Below are 20,959 nucleotides of genomic sequence, written 5' to 3' on the forward strand. Positions count from 1 at the left end.
GCGACGCGCGATAGGCTTTGCTCCCACGAGCATCACTACGATGGAACGGAGGCGGCGGGCGCCGATTCGGCTGGGCTCAACACCGCGTCGCGGCCGGCACAGAACGTTACGATCAACCACATCCTCCCTCGTAAACGCCCGAGCGGCGTTCACGGTTTCGCCCCATGAGACGCATCCCCCTCAGCCTGCTGCTGGCGCTCCTGACCATCCCGGCCTTCGCCGTCGAGCCCCGAACCCTCACGGTCGCGCTCGATGCGCCCTCCAAGCCGATCAGCCGGGAGCTGTTCGGGATCTTTTTCGAAGACCTCAACTACGCAGCCGATGGCGGGCTCTACGCCGAGCTGCTCCAGAATCGCTCGTTCGAATACAGCGCCACCGAGCAGGCGAACTGGGGCCCCTTTTCCTTCTGGGACCTGGTCAAGACCGGCGACGGTGACGGCCAGCTCGGGCTCGGCGATGCGCGGCCGGTCCACGTCAACAATCCGCACTACCTGCTCCTCACGGTGCTCGAGCCTGGCAGCGGCGTGGGGATCAGTAACCAGGGTTTCGACCGAATTCCGCTCGTGGCCGGCCAGGCTTACGAGGCCTCGTTCTGGGCCTACCAAGCCTTCATGGGACGCAAATGGCGCGGCACCGATGAGGAGCAGCGCAAGCCCATGCCCGTTACCCTCCGGCTCGAGACCAGCGATGGCCGCGTGCTCGCCGAAGCCCGGGTGGAAGTGTCCGGCCGCACGTGGACCCGGCACGCCGTCACGTTGACTCCGACTCAATCCGTGCCGGACGCCCGGTTCGTCCTGCTCGCGCATGAGCAGGGCGCACTCGCGCTCGACGTGGTCTCGCTGTTTCCGCGCGACACCTTCAAGGGTCGCCCGAACGGTCTGCGTCGCGATCTGGCGCAGACGATCGCCGACCTGAAGCCGCGCTTCGTGCGCTTTCCCGGCGGCTGCCTCGTGCACGGGCCCGGCATTCGGCACTACTACGATTGGAAGGACAGTATCGGCCCGATCGAGCAACGTCGCGCCCAGCGCAACTCCTGGGGTTATCACCAGACCCTTGGACTCGGATATTTGGAATACTTCCAGTTTTGCGAGGATCTCGGTGCGATCCCCGTACCCGTGGTGACAGCCGGCGTGTGCTGCCAGCACGCGGGCGACTCGCCCAATCGCGGCCAGGAGGGCCTCCCTCTGGAAGAAATGCCCGGCTACATCCAGGACGTGCTCGACCTCGTCGAGTGGGCCAACGGCCCCGCGACGTCGCCATGGGGCGCGAAGCGCGCCGCCGGCGGACATCCTGCCCCCTTCGGGTTGAAATACCTGGGCGTGGGCAACGAGGACGCGATCACGCCGATCTTCAAGGAGCGCTTCCAAATGATTTACGACGTGCTGAAGGAAAGGCATCCGGAGATCGTCGTGATCGGCACCTCCGGACCGTTTCCCGACGGCGAAGACTTCGATCTCGGCTGGGCCTTCGCGCGCGACCTGAAGCTCCCCATGGTGGACGAGCACTACTATCGACCACCGCAATGGTTTTGGGACAACCTCGCGCGCTACGACAGCTACGACCGCCGCGGCCCCAAAGTTTACGTCGGCGAATACGCTGCGCACGACGAGGGTCGCCGCAACACGCTGCGCTCCGCCCTCGCCGAAGCCGCTTACCTCACGAGTCTCGAGCGGAACGGCGACGTCGTGATGCTGGCTTCGTATGCGCCGCTGCTTTCGCGCCGCGGCCACACGCAATGGACACCCGACATGATCTACTTCGATGCGACGAATGTTTTCCCGAGCCTCAACCACACCGTGCAGAGCCTCTTCGGTCGCTTCGCTGGTGACGCCGCGGTGCCGACGACCCTCGCCCGTTCCAACGGAGCGAAGCTCGCCGTCTCCGCGGTGCGCGACGGTCGAACGGGTGATCTCATCGTCAAGATCGTCAACGGCGACGATACCCCGCAGCCCTTGGCGGTTCGGCTGGACGGCGCGCGAAAGTTGCCCGCGACCGCGGAGCGGACGGTCTTCGGCGGCGCGCCCGCCGACACAGCCAACACCGATGACGCTCCGCCCGCCGTCGTGCCGCACACGGACACCCTGCCGCTGTCGCCAGGATTCAGCTACGACGCGCCGGCCAACTCGCTGACGATCCTGCGAATCGCCACCAGATAGTTTCATCTCGGACGGCCCGGCGGGCCACTGTTCCTCCACCACGGCGAAGCGTCTCGCGTCTGTGCGAGATCGAGGGCGGAGCGGCGACAGCTTCGGCACGCACGCTCAGCGGGAACGCGGCCGCTGCTCTTCGAAAAACGTCCGCGCCAGTTCGGCGACTTCACGCAGCTCGGCACGACGCTGCTCCGCGGCGATCGGCCGCAGATAGTGTCCGCGCTCGCCCGGAACAACCACCAGCCGCGCGTGCGGCAGGTGCGCGGCAAAGTGTCTCGCGTTGCCGTCCGCCGGCGCGATCAGGTCCGCGTCGCCCACCACGATCAGCACCGGGACGTTCACGTCCCGCAGCCCCTCCGGTGTGAACCCCGCCCCCATCGGTGGCGCCAGCGCAAACACGGATTGGATTCGGGGATCGCGATATGAGTTGTTCGCGCGCGCGACCGACGCCTGCGCGACGTGATCGGTTTGGGAGAACGCGATCAGGCCTTCGATCGCCGGCGCGATCATCGGCGGCGGGGGTGGTGAATGGCGCCGCAGTGTCTCAAGGTCGAGCCGCGCCCCCGCGGTCCAGAGTGCCGTGGTCGCTCCGAGCGAAAATCCCGCCGCGCCAATCCGCGCTGGGTCGATCCGCGGCGAAAATTCCGGATCCGCGAGCAGCCGCGTCAGCGCGACCGACACATCCTTCGCTCGTTCCCAACCGAAGAAATCGGTTAGCGTAGGGGCCTTGCGGCCAAGTTCTTCCTCGTCGGTGCCGTTGTGATCCAGCGCCACCACGAGGAAGCCGTGTTGCGCGAGAAAGTGCCCGAGCCAGAAAACCTGCGCCGCGTTGCTCCCCGAGCCGTGCGACAACATGATCAGCGGATATCGCTCGGGCGATGCCGCAATCCGACCCTCGCGCTGCACGGTGACGCTCTCGCCCTCGTTGCCGATCTGCTCGGCTGCTCCCCCACCCGCGCTCGGGTACCACAGGGTCACTCGCACCGGCCGTGCACCGGTGCCCGCCCAGTTGCTCCGGTCCGGATCCGTAAACTCCCGGTGCGCGACGCCGACGAGGTCAGCAACCGCCCGTGGACCAGGCTCAGCCCAAGCGACAGCACCCAGAATGCAGAATCCGAAAACCGAAAGAATGCGACGAGTCATAGCGGCAAAGAGGCTGGTTATGCGAACCACCGAAGCCGGATGGCCCGGTCGCGAACAAACACCGCAACCCAGCAAGAGTTACATGTCCGCGAGTCATGCACATCAGCGCTGCGCCGGGTGCATGCGTGCCATGCTGTCAGAAAAGCGCTGCCTGCCCCTCCACCTCCGCCGGCTGCGGCGTCCGCGTGGGTGCGGCCGCGGCTGCGCCTTCGGACAACACCGCGCGGTAATCCCACGGGCCGAACGAGACCTCCTTGCCCGCCTTGTCCGTCGCCGTCCAGGTCGGTCCACGCCACGTGTCCGCGAAGCTGCGAATGACGCAGACGCGACCGTCCTTCAGGAGCACCGTTCCGCCGATTTCTGGGCTCATGGGCCGCAAACAAAGCATGGCGCGTCGCGAGGGCGAGCGCAATGCGCGGCCCACATCCGAGTATTTGATGGCTCGTCCGCAAGGAACCGTAAATCTGATGACATGGAGCCAACGCGCCTACTGGAAGAAGTCGCCGCGATCGCCCGCGGCGCGGGGGAGATTGTCATGCGGCATTTCGCCGCACCGATTCCGATCAAGACCAAAACCAGCCGGATCGACATCGTCACCGCGGCCGACCGTGAAGCCGAGGCCTTCATCGTGCGCGAACTGGTGCGCCGGTTTCCCGGCGATCACATCGTCGGCGAGGAGGGCGGTGGCCAAGGCGCGCCCGCGGCCGCGGCGCCGCGGCACTGGTTCGTCGATCCGATCGATGGCACCGTGAATTTCGCGAGCAAGTTTCCCCATTTCTGTACCAGCATCGCGCTCGCCACGCCAGACCGGCAGCCGCTGCTCGGCGTCGTTTACGACCCGACGCGCAACGAACTCTTCACCGCGACGCGCGGCGGCGGCGCGTTCCTCAACGGCCGGCCTCTCCGCGTCACGGCGACAGCCGAACTGATCGACGCGGTGATCACGAGCGGGTTCCCCTACGACAAGCACACGAATCCCGACAACAACCTGAAGCAGTGGGCCGCGTTTATGCTAAAAATCCGCGGCGAGCGCCGGCTCGGCTCCGCGGCGCTGGATCTCTGCTACGTCGCGGCCGGCCGGCTCGACGGCTATTGGGAAAAAGATCTGAAGCCCTACGACGTGATGGCGGGCCTGCTGCTCGTCCGCGAAGCGGGCGGAACGGTGACCGATTACGAAGGCAATCCGAATCCGCAGCATCAGGATCGCGGCCGCTACGTCGCCAGCAACGGCCGGCTGCACGCCGCGATGCTGGAGGTGCTGCAGAACGCAGGTTGAGGCGACGCAGGGACGTGACCACCCCGACCGCTGGGTTTGCGGCTCCCTCCGCGTTGTAGGCCACCTCGCTGAGGTGGCGGCCATTGCGCCACGTCACCGACCGGGCCTACGGCGCTCCGCCCGGGTAAAACCGTCGCGTCGGGCCGCATTTATCGTTTTCGCGAATCGCGCCGATATAAGGGGCGTGGACTGGTTCCGCGCGTTCCTGGTCAGCTTGGCGCTGGCTCTACCTCTGAGCGCTCTTCGGCTCGCCGCCGATCCGCCCCCGATCCTGCCTGACTGGGAAACTGCCCAACTCTTCGAGGGCTGCGCGGTCCAGGCCGACAGCTACGCCCGCCGGCTGCAGGCGCTCGATCGAACGTGGGAGGTTCAACTGCTCACGCTCAAGCTGCCGAACGGCTCGAAACACTCCGTCGTGCTCGCGAGCCGCGGCCGGGAGCGCTATCTGCGCGACGGCACGCTCGGCGTGTTTCCTGCCGACGTGAATCCGCAGGCCGCGTTCACGCGCCGCCTGAAAGCCTGGCGCAACGAACATCCGCTCACCTCGCCCAACGCCTCGCGCAACCATCAGCCGCCCGCCACCGAAGCTGCGACGGCCGCGGCGATCGAGATCGCGGCGCGCGGACTGGCCACCGACACGCAGCGATATCTCGTTGTGGATGGCGAAACTCGATTCTGGGTCGTGTCATGGACCACCGTCGACGGGCAACAGGCGCTTTATCATCCGCGCATCGGCACCACGCTGACGCGCACGTCGCCACGCAGCAGCCGCGAGGCCATCGCCCGCACGATCCTGCACACGCTCGGGTTCAAGCGCTCCACGCTGATCGGTTCGTCGCAACGCTGAAGCCACCCGACCGTTTCTCACGGAGCCGCGCGCGCTGCAGCGATCCGATGATGGAGACGCGACGCCCTCGTCGCGTCCCGTGGCCAGAGGCGGCCGCGCTTCCAACCTAGTTCACCTTGCTCAGGGCCGTGGCGAGCGCCGCGAGTAGCGGCGCCTGCCGTGAATCGCGCGCCCATGCGGCATGCATGGTGAAGGGGATTCCCGGCGGCCGCAGCCGCGCGAACACCACGCCCGAGTGCGGCAGCTTTCTCGACATCGGCAGCACGCAGCCAACCGCGCGACTCGTCGCGACCGCCACGAACATCGACGCGACGCTGTCGACCGTTCCGACGATTCTTGGCGCGAATCCCGCCGCGCGGGCGGCGTCGCGCAGCAGTTCCGCGCGGCCGGGAAAACCGGCCTCGTCCCACGCGATCCAATCCGCGTCGCGCAGATCCGCGAGCGCCAGCAGGCGTCGCTTCGCCAGGGGATGATCGGCGGCGAGCGCGAGCTGCATCTCGAGCGTGCAGAGCGGCTGCGTCGCAAACTCGCGCTGCAGCGCCCGCGTGACTGTTCCGATCAGCGCGATGTCCAGCTCCTGCCGTCGCAGTGCCGCCACGAGTTCGACCGGCATCAGCTCGATGGGCTGGAGCGCGCAGCCCGGATGCTGTTTCGCGAATCTGCGCAACGCCGGTCCAAAACATTCGGTCCACAGCGTGCCGTAGTGGCCGAACCGCAGTTGCCGGCCCGCCTGTCGCGCCTCGCTCACCGCCTCTCCCGCCGCGGCGAGGATCTCGCGCGCCCGGCGGAGGAAAGCTTCGCCGGCCGGCGTGAGCACCGTGGCGGTGTGGTGTCGCCGCAGCAACGTTACCCCAAGCTCCGCCTCCAGATCGCGGATCTGGCGCGACAACGCCGGTTGCGTCACATGCAGCCGCTCCGCCGCGCGCGAGAAATGCAGCGTCTCCGCGACGGCGCAGAAATACCGCAGATGCCGGAGTTCCATCCCCGGATCACGCCGCATAACCAAAAGGCATGCGACCAGAAAAACACGGCATTGGTCGGGCGCGCGCCACACCGGTATTCTCAGCGCTTTCACTGCGATGAAACCGATCCTCTCCGCCCTCTTCGCCACCACGCTCGTGCCGCCCGGCCCCGCCGCCGCCACGCCAATCGCCCCGCCCACCCTGCTCCAACTCGCCGGCGTGCGGGCCGCGCCCGGTCGTCTCGCCGAAAGCGTGGTGATCCTCATCGATCTCCAACGCGATTACACGGCAGCCGGCAAACTGCCGCTCGCCGGCATCGCGCCTGCTCTGCGCGAGACCGCGCGATTGCTCGAGCGCGCCCGCGCCGCCGGCGTGCCGATCATTCACATCCGGCAGGTCAGCCCGCGCGGCCGCGGCCTGTTCGAGACCGGCACCCCCGGCGCGGAATTCGCCTCCGAAGTCACCCCGCTTGCCGGTGAGCACGTGATCGAGAAACGACTGCCAAACGCCTTCGCCGGCACGACGCTCGCCGATACGCTCGCGCAGCTCGGACGGAAGGAGCTGATCCTCGCCGGCGCCATGACTCACATGTGTGTCAGCGCCACGGCGCGGTCCGCGCTAGATCACGGCTATCACGCGACCGTGGTGGCCGATGCCTGTGCGACTCGCGATCTGCCGGCGACCGATGGCGGCGTGATCGCCGCAGCCGACGTGCACCGGGTCGCACTCGCCGAACTCGCCGACCGCTTTGCCACGGTGGTTCACACGGTCGAGAATCTTCCGGACTGAGCTAGAGGCTGTCATGCACTTTGATCGAGCAGCCCAAGGTAGGGCGCTCACTCCGTGAGCGCCGCGAATATCAGACGACTTCCCGGCGGGCAGCGGAATGCCCGCCCTACCTCAGAAACGGTTCTGCAAAAGTGTATGACAGTCTCTAGACGCACTTGCCGATCGATGCATCGACCATGGAGTTCCTGGAGACGCGACGCCCTCGTCGCGTCCTCGCCGGTGATGGCCGCCGCCGCTCCATCAGCTAGATCGTGCGCGCCGTAACCGGCGCGGCTACGCTTCGCCGCGCGCCCCATTCGCTACTTCGAACGGCTGAGCACTTTCTTCTTTTCCACCTCGAACTCCTCGTCCGACAGAATCCCGCGTTTGCGCAGATCGTCCAGCTTCAGCAAGTCGGCATACAACGCGTCGGTCCCGCTCCCGGACGGCGCGCTCATTGCGGGGGCCGGGTTCACGATGCCAGCTTTGTTTGCCTCGTTGGCCAGCAGCGCAGGATCGCCCGGCTCCAGCAGCTTCGCCTTGAGCGTGACGGCGCAAAATCCGGTCCCATACAGCGGTTTTTCCACGTCGACCGCGAGCACCTTGAGCTGCTTGCCGTGTTGCGCCCCGAAGTTGGTAGCGTCGGCCTGCGCCTCTCGTTTCAGCCGATCGATGTTACGAAAGAAAACGGAATTGGCCTTGCGCGTGAACGCGTAAGCGCCGTCGCCGAGCTCCTGCTGCGTCGCCGCGGTCGTCTCTCCCAAAACCTTGGCCGCCGAGGCGACGCTCGCGCTGGCGAGCAACAGGCAGGCCGAAAGAAGCACCTTGAAAAGCGCGGCCGGGTTCATGACCGGAGTTGAGCGCGCTGGCGTCCGCGGGTCAAGAAGCGGCGTGAGCGTGCTGCGCCGGCGACGACGCATTCGTCGCATTGTCCAATCGCGGATCGGCTTGGCCCAGGGAAATTCCAGAAAAGCGCCGCGGAACGCGGGTGTACGAGCGTCTCAAGATTGCCAACGCTCCGCTGACGGCCCGCGCGAGACTCAGCGCAGTTCGACCCACGTCGCCTCGCGCGCGCTGGCGAACACCGCTTCGATCACACGCATGTTGCCCACGGCGTCGGTCAGCGGAGTCGGCACCGGCGTGTCATCGAGAATCGCCCGCGCGAAGGCATCCGCCTGCAGCGTGTATTGGTCGCACGCCGCGAACGTCACCTCCTCGATCGCGGTGCCGCGCTGCAACCAAAGCCGCGTCGGCTGATCCGGTGGCGCGTTCACCGGAATCTCGATTTCGATCCGCCCCTGCGTGCCGTGGATCGTCGCGCGCTGATACGGCGAGAGCTGCGTCGAGCAGGTGAACGTCGTCGTACCGCGGCCAAAATCCAGCACCCCCGACGCGAGCCGGTCCGTGCCGAAACCGGGATCGCGGTCGACGAGCCCGAGCACGCGCTGCGGCTCGGCCTCGAACAGCCAGCGCCCGAACGAGACGCAATAGCAGCCGATGTCCATCATCGCACCACCACCGACGTCGGCGCGGTTGCGGATATTCTGCGGGTCGACGTTCCAGTAGGAGAAATGCGCATGGACCGTGCGCAGTTCGCCGATCGCGCCGCCGAGCACGAGCTCGCGCGTTTTCTGCCACTGCGGATGGAAGCGATACATGAACGCCTCCATCACCTTCTGCCGCGGAAACCGAGCCGCGGCGGCAACGAGTTCGATCGCCTCCGCGGCGGTCAGGGCGATCGGCTTTTCGCACAGCACGTGTTTGCCGGCTTCCAGCGCGCGCCGGGTCCACGGCACGTGCAGATGGTTCGGCAGCGGGATGTAGACGGCGTCGATCTCCGCATCCGCGAGCAACGCCTCGTAGGATTCGTGGACGCGTGCAATCCCGAGTTGTGACGCGACCGTGCGGCCCTTCGCCGCGTCGCGCGATGCGATCGCGTCGACGGTCCCGAACTGCGCCCGCTGCATCGCGGGAATCACCTTGGCGACCCCGATTTTCGCCGTGCTGAGCACGCCCCATCTGATCTTTCGCATGGTGGCCGAGTGTGGAAACGAGGCGCGGCTCGTGGCGAGCGGGGAATGGGTCCTAGGCCAAAAGCCGAGAGCTGAGAGGCCAGAGCCGAGAGCTGAAGGTCAGTTGAGAGTTGAGGGATGAGAGTTGAGAGCCGGAGCTGCGGCGCGCCTGTACGTCGCCGATGGAGCGCGTTGGGCCCAGCGCGCTTCGCTCGCTCGTCGCGCACAGCGTCGTCGGGCGGATCCCGCCGTCAGGCCGAAGCCGACCCGCCGCCGCTGGTCCGCCGCGTTTGTAAACCGGGCCGGAGTGGGTACCGTTCCGGCATGAGCAAAGCGTTCCTGCGCGAATCCGATGTGGAGCCGGAGCCGACGGTGGTCCGGCCGGTCTTGCTCGCGCCCGGAGCCAAGCGTTACCTGACGGAAGCGGGCGCGGAGCGATTGCACGAAGAGCTCAACCGGCTGCGGACCGTGGAGCGCCCCGCGCTCGCCGGCGCGGCGGCCGATCTCGACGCCAAGCGCGAACTGCGCAAGCTCGACGAGCGGGCGCGCGAGCTGCAGCAGATCCTCGCCACGGCGGAAATCATCTCCTCGCCGGCGCCCGATCGCAGCATCGTGAGGTTCGGCGCCAAGGTGACCGTAAAGGAAGAGGACGGCACCACGTCGACCTATCGCATCGTCGGCATCGATGAAACGGAGTTCTACACCGGCGGTATCAGTTTTCAGTCGCCGCTCGCGCAGGCGCTGCTCGGCGCGAGCGTCGGCGATCGGATCCAGTTTCAATCTCCCGCCGGCCCGCGCCAGCTCGAGATCCAGCTGATCGAATAGCCGACGGCGGCCGGCTAGCCGCGCATCATCCGACTGCCGGTTGGTCTTGGCCGTGGGCCATCGCCCAGCCTAGTCCGGGGTTCGGTCTTCGGCTCTGGGAGCCGGCTAACTGTCGGTCTTCACCTGTTCCGGTACGCGAAACTCCTCCGGCGTGGCTGCGGTCAGCGTAACTTGAGGTCTCGTCGCGCCGGCGCCGAGCGTGCCGGCCCTCGGGGTGATCCGTTCGGTCTTGTACCAAACCCGCATCGATTTGTCGAAGGACAGCGGCAGGGAAACCTCCGAATTGCTGCCAAGATTCAGCCCGGTCTTAGTCTCGATGAGCTTTTTGATTTCAGCGTTGAGCGTCGCATTGGCGGTGAACGCGCTCTTCGTGCGGTATTCGACGGCGTCGGTGGCAATCGTCTCGCGGATCACATAGTAACGGTTCCCCGGCTTCATTCCTACTTCATCGATCAATGCCTGCGCTTTGGCGTCGGGCTTGTCCTGGTCGTCGATGTATTCGCGGCGCGCTTTGGTCGACCCGAGCATCACTTCGCGCGAGCGGCCCAATTCCGCCTGAAGTTGAGCCGGCACACTTTCCGCCGCCACGCCCATCGTGGCGAGGGCGGTGCGCAGCGACCAATTGGATTTCGACTCGAACTTCATCGTGACCTCTGAACCACTGCGCGGCTTCACGTCCAAATCGCCGACGCCATAAACCACGCCGGACTGGTCCACGCGGAAAACTCTCCCTGGCGGGTCGAAATCCCGCGGCGAATCAAACGCCTGGAAGCCAGACACGGGGGTGGGCGGGGGCTTGATCGCGGTCGACGGGCATCCGGCAAGCAACAGCGTGAGGCCGGTCCCGAGCAGAGCGGGCCATACTTTTGTGTTCATGGGGTTGGACTGAGTGGAAATTAGCGCGGCGCCGACGCGGGCTGCATCGCCGCTTCAAACGCCTCGGCCAGTTTGGCCATCTGTTGATCCAGTGCCGCCGAAATCTGCTCGTGGAATTTCGCCACGACGGCGTCGCCGTGCTCGCGGCAGGCGGCGAGCCGTTCTTCCACCGTGGGATAGTCGGCGCCCGACTGGGTGAAGCCCGAAAATTCATAGCTGTAGCGGAAGAACGTGTCGTACCCTCTCAGGTCGCCTGCCCCCATCAGCGAGAGGCCGCTGTGCGTATAAAACGTGCTCAGGAGCAGCGTCGCGTAAAAGTCCGCCTCATGCTCCAGTGCGCGTCGCACCTGCTGGTACTCGTTCCGTGCCACGTCATCCAGCATGTCTTCGGAGCGGCCGTTCAGCCACTGGCGCAGATGATCGTGATGCCGGAGCACGGCATGGCCGCGTTCGTGGGCGAGCAGGAACATCGCCGTGCCGGCGTACGCCATCTCGAGTTTGGGCGATTCCATCGAAAGATCCGCCATCTCGAACCACGGCGAATCCAGACCGCCGAACAGGTCTCCGATCATCGTGCGACCTTCGATCTCATCGATCTTTTGCACGGTCGCCATCAGCTTCGCGACCGCTTTCCGCTCGGCCTCACGCGAGACTGGCCCGAACGGAACAGGATCCGCCGGCTTGGATGGAACGAACCCGCCGAAACTGGCCAACTCGGCATGAGGGGCTGCCGTAAGCGTATCCGTGACCGCGGCGCGATATAGTGCTTGGGCCACCTTCACGTTCACCGTGATCACACCTTGCTCGTCGGTTTCCGCGATAAGCCGCGGGCCCCGGTCAAAACGCAGTTTCGTGCGCACCCGTTGCTGGACGTTCGGGAATACTTTCTGGAGATCTTTGTACAGCAGCTCGTGCAGCGCGACCACGGCCGCATGCCGCTGTTGCAGATCCGCCTCGATCGCGCGGAACTGGCGGGGCTCAAGCGCCGGCAATTCACCCAGGGTTCCGGCATCGCCCTGCGGGTAAAACATCTGGGCGGATCGGTACACGTATGACGACTGTAGCCGTCGTTTCATGGTGCCCGAGCTTTCTCCCTCGAAGGTGATGCACCCGGCAGACAGCAGTATCAGTGCTCCTGACACCGCCAGCCTTCCTACCGGAGCCTGCCGTGGGGTGAGCATCGAAAGCCGAAGCCAATGCCTTATCATCGAATCCCGGGCTTCCGTGCAAACACAAACCTGTTGAATTAATGTCTTATGGCAGGACCCGGGGCGATCCATGAGATGGATCGGTCTCTCGGCCGAACGAAGGCCGCCACTCAAGGATTTCGGAATGGATGACAATGAGGTCTGCGCGCACCAGCGCGCTGAAGCTATCATCGGCGGATTGCGTAGGGTCATACGCGGAGCCGCCTGATGGACGGCGCCCGTACATCTGCTAAGCTCGCGCGCCGCGGGGCATCTCGCTTCGCGTCACCATGGCCACTGTTCCTGTCCGCTTCACCTATTACACCAGCGTCGGTGGCGAGGCTTTCCCCGGACACGTCGCGCTGCTCACCGGCAACTGGGATGCGGCCGGCCGCGCTTCGCCGGACTGGACGCGCCGGCCGATGGAGCGATTCGTCGCGGACGATGGCGGCACCGCTTTTCGCGCCACGGTCGAGTTCGACGCCGCGGAAGTGGGACACGTTTTTCACTGGGGCGTCGTGCTGCGCGATCCCGCGGGTCGTGAACGCTGGGCGATCGCCACCGAAACGCCGGACGTCGACCGGATCGAGCGACATCGGACCTTCACGCTCACCGCCGCGCCCGGCAGCGAGGACTACTACCTGGCGCACTGCCGCCGGCTCGGCTCTCACAAGCGGCACGGCGGCGCGCACGCGGCCGCGCGCTTCGCGGTCTGGGCGCCGAACGCCCGCCGCGTCGACGTCGTGTTCGCCGCGGTCTGGAGCACGGATGATCCGACGCGCACGCCGACGCGGGCCTCGCTGCCGATCGATAAAATCTGCGGCGGCTACATCGCGGACGATGGCACCGGCATCGATCCCGCGTTGCCGGTGCTCGCGTTGCAGCGCGGATCGGGCGGCGTGTGGGAAACGGATCCTCACGATCCCGCGCTCGCGCGCTTCGCCGATTTCCGCCATCGCGCCTATTTGTTTCGCATCGAGCAGGAGGACGGACGCGTCGCCTATCGCACCGACTTGTATTCACGCTGCCAGCTCGGTTACGGCCGCACCAACCCGGCCAAAGCCACGCCCGGGCAGCCGTGGCTCGGGCCGATCTCGACGCTCGACGGCGGCGTGAGCTGCACGACGGTGGTGGACCTTGACGAAGTGACGCGTGATTTCGTCGAGCAGGACCAGGTCTGGCCCGAGCGCGTCACGATTCCCGCGGACGAGTTCTGGGCCGACGAATTTACCGGACGCAAGGTGCCGACGCGGGTCGAGGACCTGATCATCTACGAGCTTCACGTGGGCGCGCTTGGCTTCGGCCATGCGGGACCCGGCACGCTGCAGGATGCCATGGAGCTGCTCGATCACCTCTCGGCCCTGAACGTCACTGCCGTGGAGCTGCTGCCGATGTGTGAGTTCGGTGGTGCCGCGGAGAACTGGGGCTATGCCACGTCGCATTTCTTCGCGATCGAATACAGCGAAGGCGGCCGCGACCAATACAAGCACTTCATCAAGGAGTGCCATCGCCGCGGGCTCGCGGTGATCGTCGACATGGTTTACAACCACTTCGCCCACGAAGCCGAGCGCGCGGAATACCACTACGATTCGAGCGCGCCGGAGAACGACATTTACTACTGGTATGAGGGCCGGGCCACGGACTATCAGCGGCCTGACGGCACTCCGTTCCCGGAAGGCGGCTACGTCGACAACCTCTCGACCGCGTTCGCGCCGCGCTACTCCGAGGAGATGGTGCGAAAGCTGTTCATCAGCAGCGCGGTCGCACTGGTGCGCGAATTTCACGTGGACGGACTGCGGCTGGACCAGACCACCTCGATCCACGCCTACAACGTCCTGCACGCCGACGGCCGCCCGGTCGGCGCCGCGAATGCGTTCGGCGCGAAGCTGCTGCGCGAACTCGGGCGTACCGTGCGGATGTTCAACCCCGACGCGATCCTGATCGCCGAGGATCATTCGACCTGGGACCAGGTCACGCGGCCCGTGGACGAGGATGGCATGGGCTTCGACGCGCGCTGGTATGCGGACTTCTGCCACCATCTCGCCGGCGACACGGACAAGGGCGCCGATTACGCGAAACTGATCTATCACGCCGCGTTGCTCGGCGCCGGCGCGCCCGCGCAGCTCGACTATTTTGCGGGCGCGCTCGCCGCCTCGCGGTTGCAGGCGGTCGTCTACGCCGAGTCGCACGATGAGGCCGGCAACAGCAAGGGCCCGTTTTTCGACCCGACCGCGACCGACGCCGACAAGCAGCACACGTCGCATCGCTCGCTGGTCGTGGCTTCGAACGAAGCGTCGCTCATCGGCCCGACGCGCGCCTACGCCGAGGCGCGTTGCCGCTACGAATGGGGCGTCACCGTGCTCTCGGCCGGCACGCCGATGCTGCTGTTCGGCCAGGAATGCGGCGCCGTGCAGCGGTTCAAATACAACGCCGTGCTCGCCGAGCGCGAGGATCTCGCGACGCTGCGGAGCGGCACCGGCGCCGCCCTCGTCCGGTTCTTCGCCGACCTCAACCGGCTGCGGCGCGATCACTCCGCGCTGCGCAGCCGGAACATCGACGTGCTGCACGTGCACAACGCCAACCGCGTGCTCGCGTGGAAGCGCTGGGACGACGCGCAATCGTTCCTCATCGTCGCGAGTCTCAACGACGCCGCGTTCGACCGTGGCTACACGATCGAGCACCCGCACATCGAACCCGGCACCTGGCGCGAAATCTTCAACAGCGACTCGCGCCACTACGGCGGCGCCGATGTCGGCAACGGCGGCGGCTCAATCTGGACCGGCGGCGGCCGATTCTCGGCAGTTCTTCCGTTTGCCGGGTTCGTCGTGTTCGCGCACGAACGCAACCAGCCGTAGCCGCCGTGCGCGCCGGCATCAGCGGCACACCGGTGCGCGTGCCGCCACGTTCTCGTTAACCGCGCGCGGGATCCCGCCTTATGGTCCGCGCCCGCACGGCTCGGTATCGTGCAGTTTCGTGCCATGAATACCCGACGCCTGCTTTTCGTCAGCTGCGCCGCGCCCTCTGGCTTGGGGGTGCTGCTTTCCTTGTCCTCGCTCGCCGCGACCATTCCGACCCGGCCGGATCAACCCGCGGCCGTGGCTACGCCGGCTGTGTTGCCCGACCCTGCCGAGGAAGCACAAACCCCGCGCGCCGTGCCGCGGACGCGGCCCGAACAACAGGTCAACGAACACGACCGCTCCGACGCCTTCGCCCCCGCGAAAGCCCCGCCTTCCTCCACCGCGTTCGCCGAGCAGCCGGACAAGGGCGAGATGCGCGGCTTCGATTTCGCCCGCGATCCACTGAACTCGCGCGAACCCATGCAAAATCCGCAGGAGATCGTGCAGGCCGACATCGCGGCGAAATCCGGCGTCATGGCGGCGCAGCAGCGGTTACTCGAAAGCCGTTACAACCTCACTCCGCGGCTGGATCCGGAGGCGAAGATGTCGCGCGGCAAGCCGCTCGCGGTCGGCCCCACCGCCCGGCTGCAGCGCGGGCTCGATTGGAACCGTTTGGCCGCGATGCCGCCGGAACAGATCAAGCGCGACGGCCTGTTCCCGTATCCGGCGCTGCCCCACCCCAAGCACGCCACCGGCGGCCAGGTGTTCCCGGCGATGCAGATCGCGATGTTTCCGCGGCTGCAGCGCTTCGACGTCGATTTCGACCTGCCGGATGCGTTCCTGCCGGAGTTTCCGCCGGCGATTTTTCTTCAAAACCGGCCCGAGCTCGGCGACGTCTCGCGCGGCGAGGTCGTTTCGCTCCGCAATTTCCATCGCCTCTTCAAGGATCTGCTGACGCCGGTGCAGCTCGACGGGCTGCGGCTGCTGCTGACGCCTTTCCCGCAGGAGGAGTTCAATCTCACGGACGATCGCAAGACGCTCAACCCGAGCCTCGGCGTGGCCTGTTTCGACTGCCACGTGAATGGGCATACCACCGCCCAGTTTCACCTCAGCCCTGACATCCGCCCGCAACAGCGGCGGTTCCGGCTGGACACCACCAGCCTGCGCGGGGTGTTCAACCAGCAGATCCACGGCTCGAAGCGCAGCCTGCGCTCGGTCGAGGATTTTACCGAGTTCGAACAGCGGACCGCCTATTTCAACGGGGATCCAATCCGCGCGATCAAAAAGGGTGTGAACATTCTCGATCGGATCGAAGTGAGCCACATGGCGCAGATGCAGAATATGCTGGACTTCCCGCCCGCGCCGAAGCTCGACCCGATTGGCCGGCTGATCAAGGCCAAGGCCACCGAGAAGGAACTCCGCGGCGAGGCGGTGTTTCACGGCAAGGCGCAGTGTGCCTCGTGTCACTCAGGCCCGACGTTCATGGATCACCAGATGCATGATCTGCAGCTCGAGCGGTTCCTCAACGAACCGGGCGACGGGCCGATCAAGACGTTCACGCTCCGCGGCATCAAGGAGAGCCCGCCCTATCTCCACGATGGTCGCTGCCTGACCCTCGAAGACACGGTGGAGTTCTTCAATCTCGTGCTCGAGCTGCGGCTCAACGATCCGGAAAAGTCCGATCTGGTCGCCTACCTGCGGGCGCTTTGATCAGCGTTCGCGCACCCGCGCAATCTCCGCACGCTCTGTCCGCCCGCCGCGCGACGCGGCGGGCGACGGACGCCCGCGACGCCGGAGGTTTATCCGCAACCGCCCGCTGAGCGTCGCGGGGAGAGGCACGCGCCTAACCGTCAAGTGACGGCTGTGTTTCCTCGCGCCCCGGCGCCATCGAGCATCGCATCTCGACTATGGCGGCACCGCCCTGCGCCGCTTCTTTCTACTGCCCCCCTACCTGTCCGCCCCCACGCCACGCTGCAGCGCCAACGGTCGCCATGCCTATGAAACGTCTCCGGTTGCTTCGGCCCGCCCGACGGTCGGGCCCTACCTTTCACCTCCGTATCAGCAAAGGCAGGGCGCTCACTCCGTGAGCGCCGCCAACCTCAAACGACCTTCCCGCAGGCAGCGGAATGACCCTACCACTGGAACAATTGTTGGAGCTGCATAACCGCTGACGCCACCTGTCCAAACGTCTTTCAACCACTCACCCACCCATGAAAAACCTCCTCCGCCCTCTCCTCCTCGTGGCGCTCGCACTCTTAGCCGCCGCCGCCGCCCGCGCCGCCAACTCCGCCGGCAAGCAAACGTTCGTCGTCGTCCACGGCGCCACCGCTGGCGGCTGGGAATGGAAGCGCACCGGCCAGTTCCTCACCGATGACGGCCACACCGTCTACCGCGTCACGCTCACCGGTCTCGGTGAGCGGATGCACCTCAACAGCCCGGACGTCGACCTGCAGACCCACATCAACGACGTGGTGAACACGATCCTCTTCGAGGACCTGCACGACGTCGTGCTCACCGGTCACAGTTACGGCGGCATGGTCATCACCGGCGTCATGGACCGCGTGCCCGATCGCATCCGCCATGTCGTGTTCCTCGACGCCGCCGTGCCCGATGACGGAATGACGCTGTGGGATCTCTTCGGCGGCAACGGCCCGCGGGATCCTTCGCGGTTTTCCGACGGGTTCATGCAGGTGCCGTGGGTGAAGCCCGACGCCCAGCCGCCCCACAACGTGAAGCAGTCGATCAAGTGCTTCAACCAGCCGGTCTCCTACAAGAACCCCGCCGCGCTCACGCTGCCGGTCACCTACGTCGCCTTCATCCCGAAGGACAAGTCGGCCGAGGAGCGCGCGAAGACGGACAAGAGCTGGCAGCGCGCCGTCGCCCGCGGCTGGACGATCCGGACCTTCCCCGGCGGCCATGTCGCCCAGCAGGAAGATCCGCGTGGCGTCGCCACGCTCATCGAAGAGGCGGTGAGCGATCAGAACAAACCGGCGGCTCCGGCGAACAAACCTTGACCCACTGAAACCTACCCGAAGACGTGACCCCGAGGTAGGGCGGTCCCGCAGCCGCGGGACCGCCGCGCCGACCAGAGGTGCTCGCGGCGCGGAGCGTTCTGCTGGCCAGCAGAACGCGACCTAGCTGACCGCCGTAACTCCTTTCCGTAATCCTCAATCAGTTCGCGCTTCTCCCATGAAGTCCGTTCCCCTTTATCTCGCCTCGCTCGGAGTGCTCGCCGCCGCGATCATCGCGTCGGCCCAGGAAAAGCCCGAAGACGTTTCGCCCGAGCGCGCCCGCGCCAACTTCGCGCGACCGATCGTGCTCGCCGACGACGACGTCCGCCTCTTCCCCGAACCGCCGGCGGATTATCGCGCGCTGCCCAACGACGCGCTCCGCGGCCGGCTCGAGCCGTTCCAGTATGACTCAGCGGTAACCGGCACGCGTCGGAACGCGCAGGTTTATCTGCCGCCCGGCTATTCGGCCGACCAAAAATATCCCGTGCTCTACCTGCTGCACGGCATCGGCGGCAACGAGCACGAGTGGACCGGCTACGTGAAAGCTCACGCGATCGTCGACAACCTCATCGCCGCCGGCAAGGCGGTGCCGATGATCGTCGTCTTCCCCAACGGCCGCGCGCTGGCCGACGACACGCCGGGCGACAATCCTTTCCAGCCGGAGAAGGCCGCGGGCTTCGCAAAGTTCGAGCGCGATCTGCTCGATCACCTGATCCCGGCGATCCAAGCGAAATATTCCACCGCCACCGATCGCGAACACCGCGCGCTCGCCGGGCTCTCGATGGGCGGCGGGCAGACGCTGAACTTCGGACTCGGTCATCTCGACACGTTCGCGTGGATCGGCGCGTTCTCCGCCGCGCCGAACACCAAGCCGCCCGAGCAACTCGTGCCCGATCTCGCGGCGGCCCGCGCGCAGCTCAAGCTCCTCTACATCTCCTGCGGCAACAAGGACGGGCTGATCAACTTCTCGCAGCGCACGCACCGTTACCTGAAGGAGCACGACGTGCCGCACCTCTGGAACGTCGACGATCATCCCCACAACGGCGACACCTGGGGCAGCAACCTGTATCACTTCGCGCAGCGGATCTTCCGCTGAACTTCTTGTGGAAGCTTGCCGCTCCAAGCGCCCCGGCTAGCGACGACTGCGGAAGATCGCCGAAATTCAGATTCGCGATGGCTCGGTCGAACGGGTGAAATCACGCGCATCGGGAACGAGGGCGGACCCGATCCCGATCCACCGGTGACCGTCACCTCAGCGGCCGACGCGACGACGGGCTATCCCGTTCACTGTTCACCGTCCGCCGCCCACCGTTCACCGTTACCGCCTCCGCCGCTCACTGTCGCCCTTCCTTCAAGTCAAACCGCCGAAAAGTCGCAGATGGTCCGAGCGCTCCGCCAGCCCCGCACCAAGCTTTCAGCAGCCTTCCGGACGAAGTTTTAGAACGAGATCGGTCCGGGCGGCTCCAGGACGCCTCGCAGCGGCTGAGCCGGGAGCAAAACGTTGTGCGACGTGACGCCGGCCACCATCGAAACGGTCAGGTTGGAAGCGACCAGAATCCGTTTTCCGCCGGGCTGACTCAGGTCGCCTCCCGCCACGAGCAGTGCCGGAAATTGCGAAACGGTGCCAAACGTCAGGACGGGATTTGCCGTTTCGAGGGTCCACAAGTCACACAGAACGACTGGCCCTTGCACCTGCACGTTCGCAGCTAGTATGCCGACATTACCGACGTGGTGCCAGAACTGCACGTTGCCGGTCCGAATGGCACCGAACGTCGATCCGGACGCTGAAGCGGGATCAGCCACGATGGTCAGGCGCGCGAGATCGGCGATGCCGTCGTACATCTCGCCCGCGCGGAAAATCGCCTGGTTCTGCGCAGTAAGGGTGCCCACTGAAAAGATGGTGACATTCGTCGTCGCGTTCGAGCCCGCGATCGTCACGGAGGCGTGGCCTTTCATGTACTGAACGTCCGGCTGGTTATATTTGCCGGCCAAAGCCGGACCACTTCGTCCGTCGGGGTCCAGCGAGACGGTGATCAGACCGGCGCCTGAGAACTCCACCTGCACGATGTCATCGTTGAGATCGACGAATGAAACGCGGGCCACTTCGCCGGGATCCGGATCGACGGTCACGGATGGGCCGGTCAGCAGCACCTGGTCGTAGATGTTGCCGTTGGGATGATGGACACCGGACGCGATCTCCAACCCGTCGCCGGTCACGACGGCGGCCTCCGTGCAGACCGAAGACGTTGCGATGCAACAGCTGGCGGTAAGAACACGCACGGCTCGGTACAAGTAAGGGGCCATGAGCAAACTATACGGCGGTTTTCATTGGCTCGCAACGTGGCCGCGGCCTCAGGCCGCGTGCTGTTGCGCACGCGTGATCGACGGCACCGCGAAGTTCAAGTCCCGATAGTGCGGCGGTCTCCAGTGCGGCCCTCTCGTTCAGGGGTGACGATTTCCAGATCCTTGAACCACACCTCGACGTCCTGGCCGCCGTGGACCTGCAGCGCCAGTTTGCCTTCTGCTCGGCCCGGATCGTTGCGCAGCTCCGCGGATTTGTAGCCGTTCACGTGCACGACGACGTCGCCACCTTTCGCGGTGACGGTCATCTCGTTCCACTCGCCCGGCTTGAACCAGGACGCGACCTGCTCCGGTGTCGGCTGGACTACCCAGGCGCGGCCGTTGGTTTCATAGAGTCCGCCGACGTCGACCTTCGCGTCGATCTCCGCCTGGAATCCGGTGACGCCGCTGAAGCCCTGCTCGGCGATCCGAAAATAGAATCCGCTGTTGCCCTTCACCGCCTTGAACTTCAGCCGCACGGTGAAGTCGCGATAACTGCGGTCCGTTACCAAGTGACTGAATTCCGGCTCATCGGCCGGGTGGATACCGCGTATCGCGCCGTCGACGATGGTCCAAGATCCGCGTCCGATCGTGTGCCAGCCGGCGAAGGATTTTCCGTCCCACAACCGTTGCGTTGTTTCCGCCCGCACGCCGCATCCGATCACCGCGAGCAGCGCCACCACAGTCCACACTCGGATCGTTTTCATACGGGGTATGCCCGCGAT

Annotated in this window: 18 protein-coding genes; 9 read left to right on the forward strand and 9 right to left on the reverse strand. The window is 65.9% G+C overall.

The window, feature by feature from the left end; genetic code table 11:
• Positions 1 to 164 precede the first annotated feature (164 nt).
• Positions 165 to 2,156 carry an alpha-L-arabinofuranosidase C-terminal domain-containing protein gene (locus OTER_RS01670; RefSeq protein WP_012373158.1) on the forward strand — a complete coding sequence of 664 codons (1,992 nt, stop codon included), beginning with the start codon at positions 165 to 167 and terminating at the stop codon, positions 2,154 to 2,156.
• A gap of 105 nt (positions 2,157 to 2,261) precedes the next feature.
• Here OTER_RS01670 and OTER_RS01675 read toward each other — a convergent pair whose 3' ends face one another.
• Positions 2,262 to 3,293 carry an alpha/beta hydrolase family protein gene (locus OTER_RS01675; protein WP_012373159.1) on the reverse strand — a complete coding sequence of 344 codons (1,032 nt, stop codon included), beginning with the start codon at positions 3,291 to 3,293 and terminating at the stop codon, positions 2,262 to 2,264.
• Between the two features lie 136 nt (positions 3,294 to 3,429).
• Positions 3,430 to 3,663 carry a hypothetical protein gene (locus OTER_RS26050; RefSeq protein ID WP_012373160.1) on the reverse strand — a complete coding sequence of 78 codons (234 nt, stop codon included), beginning with the start codon at positions 3,661 to 3,663 and terminating at the stop codon, positions 3,430 to 3,432.
• A gap of 102 nt (positions 3,664 to 3,765) precedes the next feature.
• On the opposite strand from OTER_RS26050, the gene OTER_RS26055 reads away from it, so the two are divergent.
• Both OTER_RS26055 and OTER_RS01690 read left to right on the forward strand, forming a co-directional pair.
• Positions 3,766 to 4,569: an inositol monophosphatase family protein gene (locus tag OTER_RS26055; RefSeq protein ID WP_012373161.1), complete on the forward strand. Its 804-nt coding sequence runs from the start codon at positions 3,766 to 3,768 to the stop codon at positions 4,567 to 4,569.
• 184 nt (positions 4,570 to 4,753) lie between these two features.
• Complete coding sequence (locus OTER_RS01690; RefSeq protein ID WP_012373162.1) at positions 4,754 to 5,416, forward strand: hypothetical protein; 663 nt, start codon at positions 4,754 to 4,756, stop codon at positions 5,414 to 5,416.
• A gap of 106 nt (positions 5,417 to 5,522) precedes the next feature.
• On the opposite strand, the gene OTER_RS01695 is transcribed toward OTER_RS01690, so the two are convergent.
• A complete protein-coding gene (locus OTER_RS01695) occupies positions 5,523 to 6,398 on the reverse strand; it encodes a LysR family transcriptional regulator (protein WP_012373163.1) in 876 nt (291 codons plus the stop codon).
• Between the two features lie 97 nt (positions 6,399 to 6,495).
• Here OTER_RS01695 and OTER_RS01700 point away from each other — a divergent pair, with 97 nt between their 5' ends.
• Positions 6,496 to 7,167: a cysteine hydrolase family protein gene (locus OTER_RS01700; RefSeq protein ID WP_012373164.1), complete on the forward strand. Its 672-nt coding sequence runs from the start codon at positions 6,496 to 6,498 to the stop codon at positions 7,165 to 7,167.
• Between the two features lie 299 nt (positions 7,168 to 7,466).
• Here the strand turns inward: OTER_RS01700 and OTER_RS26460 are convergent, their stop codons facing one another.
• Complete coding sequence (locus tag OTER_RS26460; protein ID WP_012373165.1) at positions 7,467 to 7,994, reverse strand: SHOCT domain-containing protein; 528 nt, start codon at positions 7,992 to 7,994, stop codon at positions 7,467 to 7,469.
• Positions 7,995 to 8,186: 192 nt separating this feature from the next.
• Positions 8,187 to 9,179, reverse strand: a complete 993-nt coding sequence (locus OTER_RS01710; protein ID WP_012373166.1) for a Gfo/Idh/MocA family protein — start codon at positions 9,177 to 9,179, stop codon at positions 8,187 to 8,189.
• Positions 9,180 to 9,482: 303 nt separating this feature from the next.
• Between OTER_RS01710 and OTER_RS01715 the strand changes: the two genes are divergently transcribed.
• Entirely contained in the window at positions 9,483 to 9,983 is a 501-nt protein-coding gene (locus OTER_RS01715; protein ID WP_012373167.1) for a GreA/GreB family elongation factor, read from the forward strand.
• 105 nt (positions 9,984 to 10,088) lie between these two features.
• Here OTER_RS01715 and OTER_RS01720 read toward each other — a convergent pair whose 3' ends face one another.
• Both OTER_RS01720 and OTER_RS01725 read right to left on the reverse strand, forming a co-directional pair.
• Positions 10,089 to 10,859: a hypothetical protein gene (locus tag OTER_RS01720; protein ID WP_012373168.1), complete on the reverse strand. Its 771-nt coding sequence runs from the start codon at positions 10,857 to 10,859 to the stop codon at positions 10,089 to 10,091.
• Positions 10,860 to 10,879: 20 nt separating this feature from the next.
• Positions 10,880 to 12,040: a hypothetical protein gene (locus tag OTER_RS01725; RefSeq protein ID WP_148217969.1), complete on the reverse strand. Its 1,161-nt coding sequence runs from the start codon at positions 12,038 to 12,040 to the stop codon at positions 10,880 to 10,882.
• Between the two features lie 296 nt (positions 12,041 to 12,336).
• On the opposite strand from OTER_RS01725, the gene OTER_RS01730 reads away from it, so the two are divergent.
• The 4 genes from OTER_RS01730 (at position 12,337) to OTER_RS01745 (ending at position 18,990) form a co-directional block, all read left to right on the forward strand.
• A complete protein-coding gene (locus tag OTER_RS01730; RefSeq protein ID WP_012373170.1) occupies positions 12,337 to 14,901 on the forward strand; it encodes an alpha-amylase family glycosyl hydrolase in 2,565 nt (854 codons plus the stop codon).
• 123 nt (positions 14,902 to 15,024) lie between these two features.
• Positions 15,025 to 16,593 (forward strand): hypothetical protein, encoded by a 1,569-nt coding sequence (locus OTER_RS01735; protein ID WP_012373171.1) that lies wholly within the window; start codon positions 15,025 to 15,027, stop codon positions 16,591 to 16,593.
• Between the two features lie 500 nt (positions 16,594 to 17,093).
• The gene (locus OTER_RS01740; protein WP_012373172.1) at positions 17,094 to 17,897 is read left to right on the forward strand and encodes an alpha/beta fold hydrolase; all 804 of its coding nucleotides are present in this window, start codon (positions 17,094 to 17,096) and stop codon (positions 17,895 to 17,897) included.
• 175 nt (positions 17,898 to 18,072) lie between these two features.
• Complete coding sequence (locus tag OTER_RS01745) at positions 18,073 to 18,990, forward strand: alpha/beta hydrolase (RefSeq protein WP_012373173.1); 918 nt, start codon at positions 18,073 to 18,075, stop codon at positions 18,988 to 18,990.
• A gap of 341 nt (positions 18,991 to 19,331) precedes the next feature.
• On the opposite strand, the gene OTER_RS01750 is transcribed toward OTER_RS01745, so the two are convergent.
• Both OTER_RS01750 and OTER_RS01755 read right to left on the reverse strand, forming a co-directional pair.
• Positions 19,332 to 20,111 (reverse strand): hypothetical protein, encoded by a 780-nt coding sequence (locus OTER_RS01750; RefSeq protein WP_044891474.1) that lies wholly within the window; start codon positions 20,109 to 20,111, stop codon positions 19,332 to 19,334.
• Between the two features lie 182 nt (positions 20,112 to 20,293).
• Positions 20,294 to 20,941 carry a 3-keto-disaccharide hydrolase gene (locus OTER_RS01755; RefSeq protein WP_012373175.1) on the reverse strand — a complete coding sequence of 216 codons (648 nt, stop codon included), beginning with the start codon at positions 20,939 to 20,941 and terminating at the stop codon, positions 20,294 to 20,296.
• Between the last annotated feature and the right edge of the window lie 18 nt (positions 20,942 to 20,959).

This window comes from Opitutus terrae PB90-1, from assembly GCF_000019965.1.
GTDB lineage: Bacteria > Verrucomicrobiota > Verrucomicrobiia > Opitutales > Opitutaceae > Opitutus > Opitutus terrae.

Bases quoted from the DNA above. Each gene is read 5' to 3' on its own strand.
- OTER_RS01670 (WP_012373158.1), top strand. From the start codon at position 165: ATGAGACGCATCCCCCTCAGCCTGCTGCTGGCGCTCCTGACCATCCCG.
- OTER_RS01675 (WP_012373159.1), bottom strand. From the start codon at position 3,293: ATGACTCGTCGCATTCTTTCGGTTTTCGGATTCTGCATTCTGGGTGCT.
- OTER_RS26050 (WP_012373160.1), bottom strand. From the start codon at position 3,663: ATGAGCCCAGAAATCGGCGGAACGGTGCTCCTGAAGGACGGTCGCGTC.
- OTER_RS26055 (WP_012373161.1), top strand. From the start codon at position 3,766: ATGGAGCCAACGCGCCTACTGGAAGAAGTCGCCGCGATCGCCCGCGGC.
- OTER_RS01695 (WP_012373163.1), bottom strand. From the start codon at position 6,398: ATGGAACTCCGGCATCTGCGGTATTTCTGCGCCGTCGCGGAGACGCTG.
- OTER_RS01700 (WP_012373164.1), top strand. From the start codon at position 6,496: ATGAAACCGATCCTCTCCGCCCTCTTCGCCACCACGCTCGTGCCGCCC.
- OTER_RS26460 (WP_012373165.1), bottom strand. From the start codon at position 7,994: ATGAACCCGGCCGCGCTTTTCAAGGTGCTTCTTTCGGCCTGCCTGTTG.
- OTER_RS01710 (WP_012373166.1), bottom strand. From the start codon at position 9,179: ATGCGAAAGATCAGATGGGGCGTGCTCAGCACGGCGAAAATCGGGGTC.
- OTER_RS01715 (WP_012373167.1), top strand. From the start codon at position 9,483: ATGAGCAAAGCGTTCCTGCGCGAATCCGATGTGGAGCCGGAGCCGACG.
- OTER_RS01720 (WP_012373168.1), bottom strand. From the start codon at position 10,859: ATGAACACAAAAGTATGGCCCGCTCTGCTCGGGACCGGCCTCACGCTG.
- OTER_RS01725 (WP_148217969.1), bottom strand. From the start codon at position 12,040: ATGCTCACCCCACGGCAGGCTCCGGTAGGAAGGCTGGCGGTGTCAGGA.
- OTER_RS01730 (WP_012373170.1), top strand. From the start codon at position 12,337: ATGGCCACTGTTCCTGTCCGCTTCACCTATTACACCAGCGTCGGTGGC.
- OTER_RS01735 (WP_012373171.1), top strand. From the start codon at position 15,025: ATGAATACCCGACGCCTGCTTTTCGTCAGCTGCGCCGCGCCCTCTGGC.
- OTER_RS01740 (WP_012373172.1), top strand. From the start codon at position 17,094: ATGAAAAACCTCCTCCGCCCTCTCCTCCTCGTGGCGCTCGCACTCTTA.
- OTER_RS01745 (WP_012373173.1), top strand. From the start codon at position 18,073: ATGAAGTCCGTTCCCCTTTATCTCGCCTCGCTCGGAGTGCTCGCCGCC.
- OTER_RS01755 (WP_012373175.1), bottom strand. From the start codon at position 20,941: ATGAAAACGATCCGAGTGTGGACTGTGGTGGCGCTGCTCGCGGTGATC.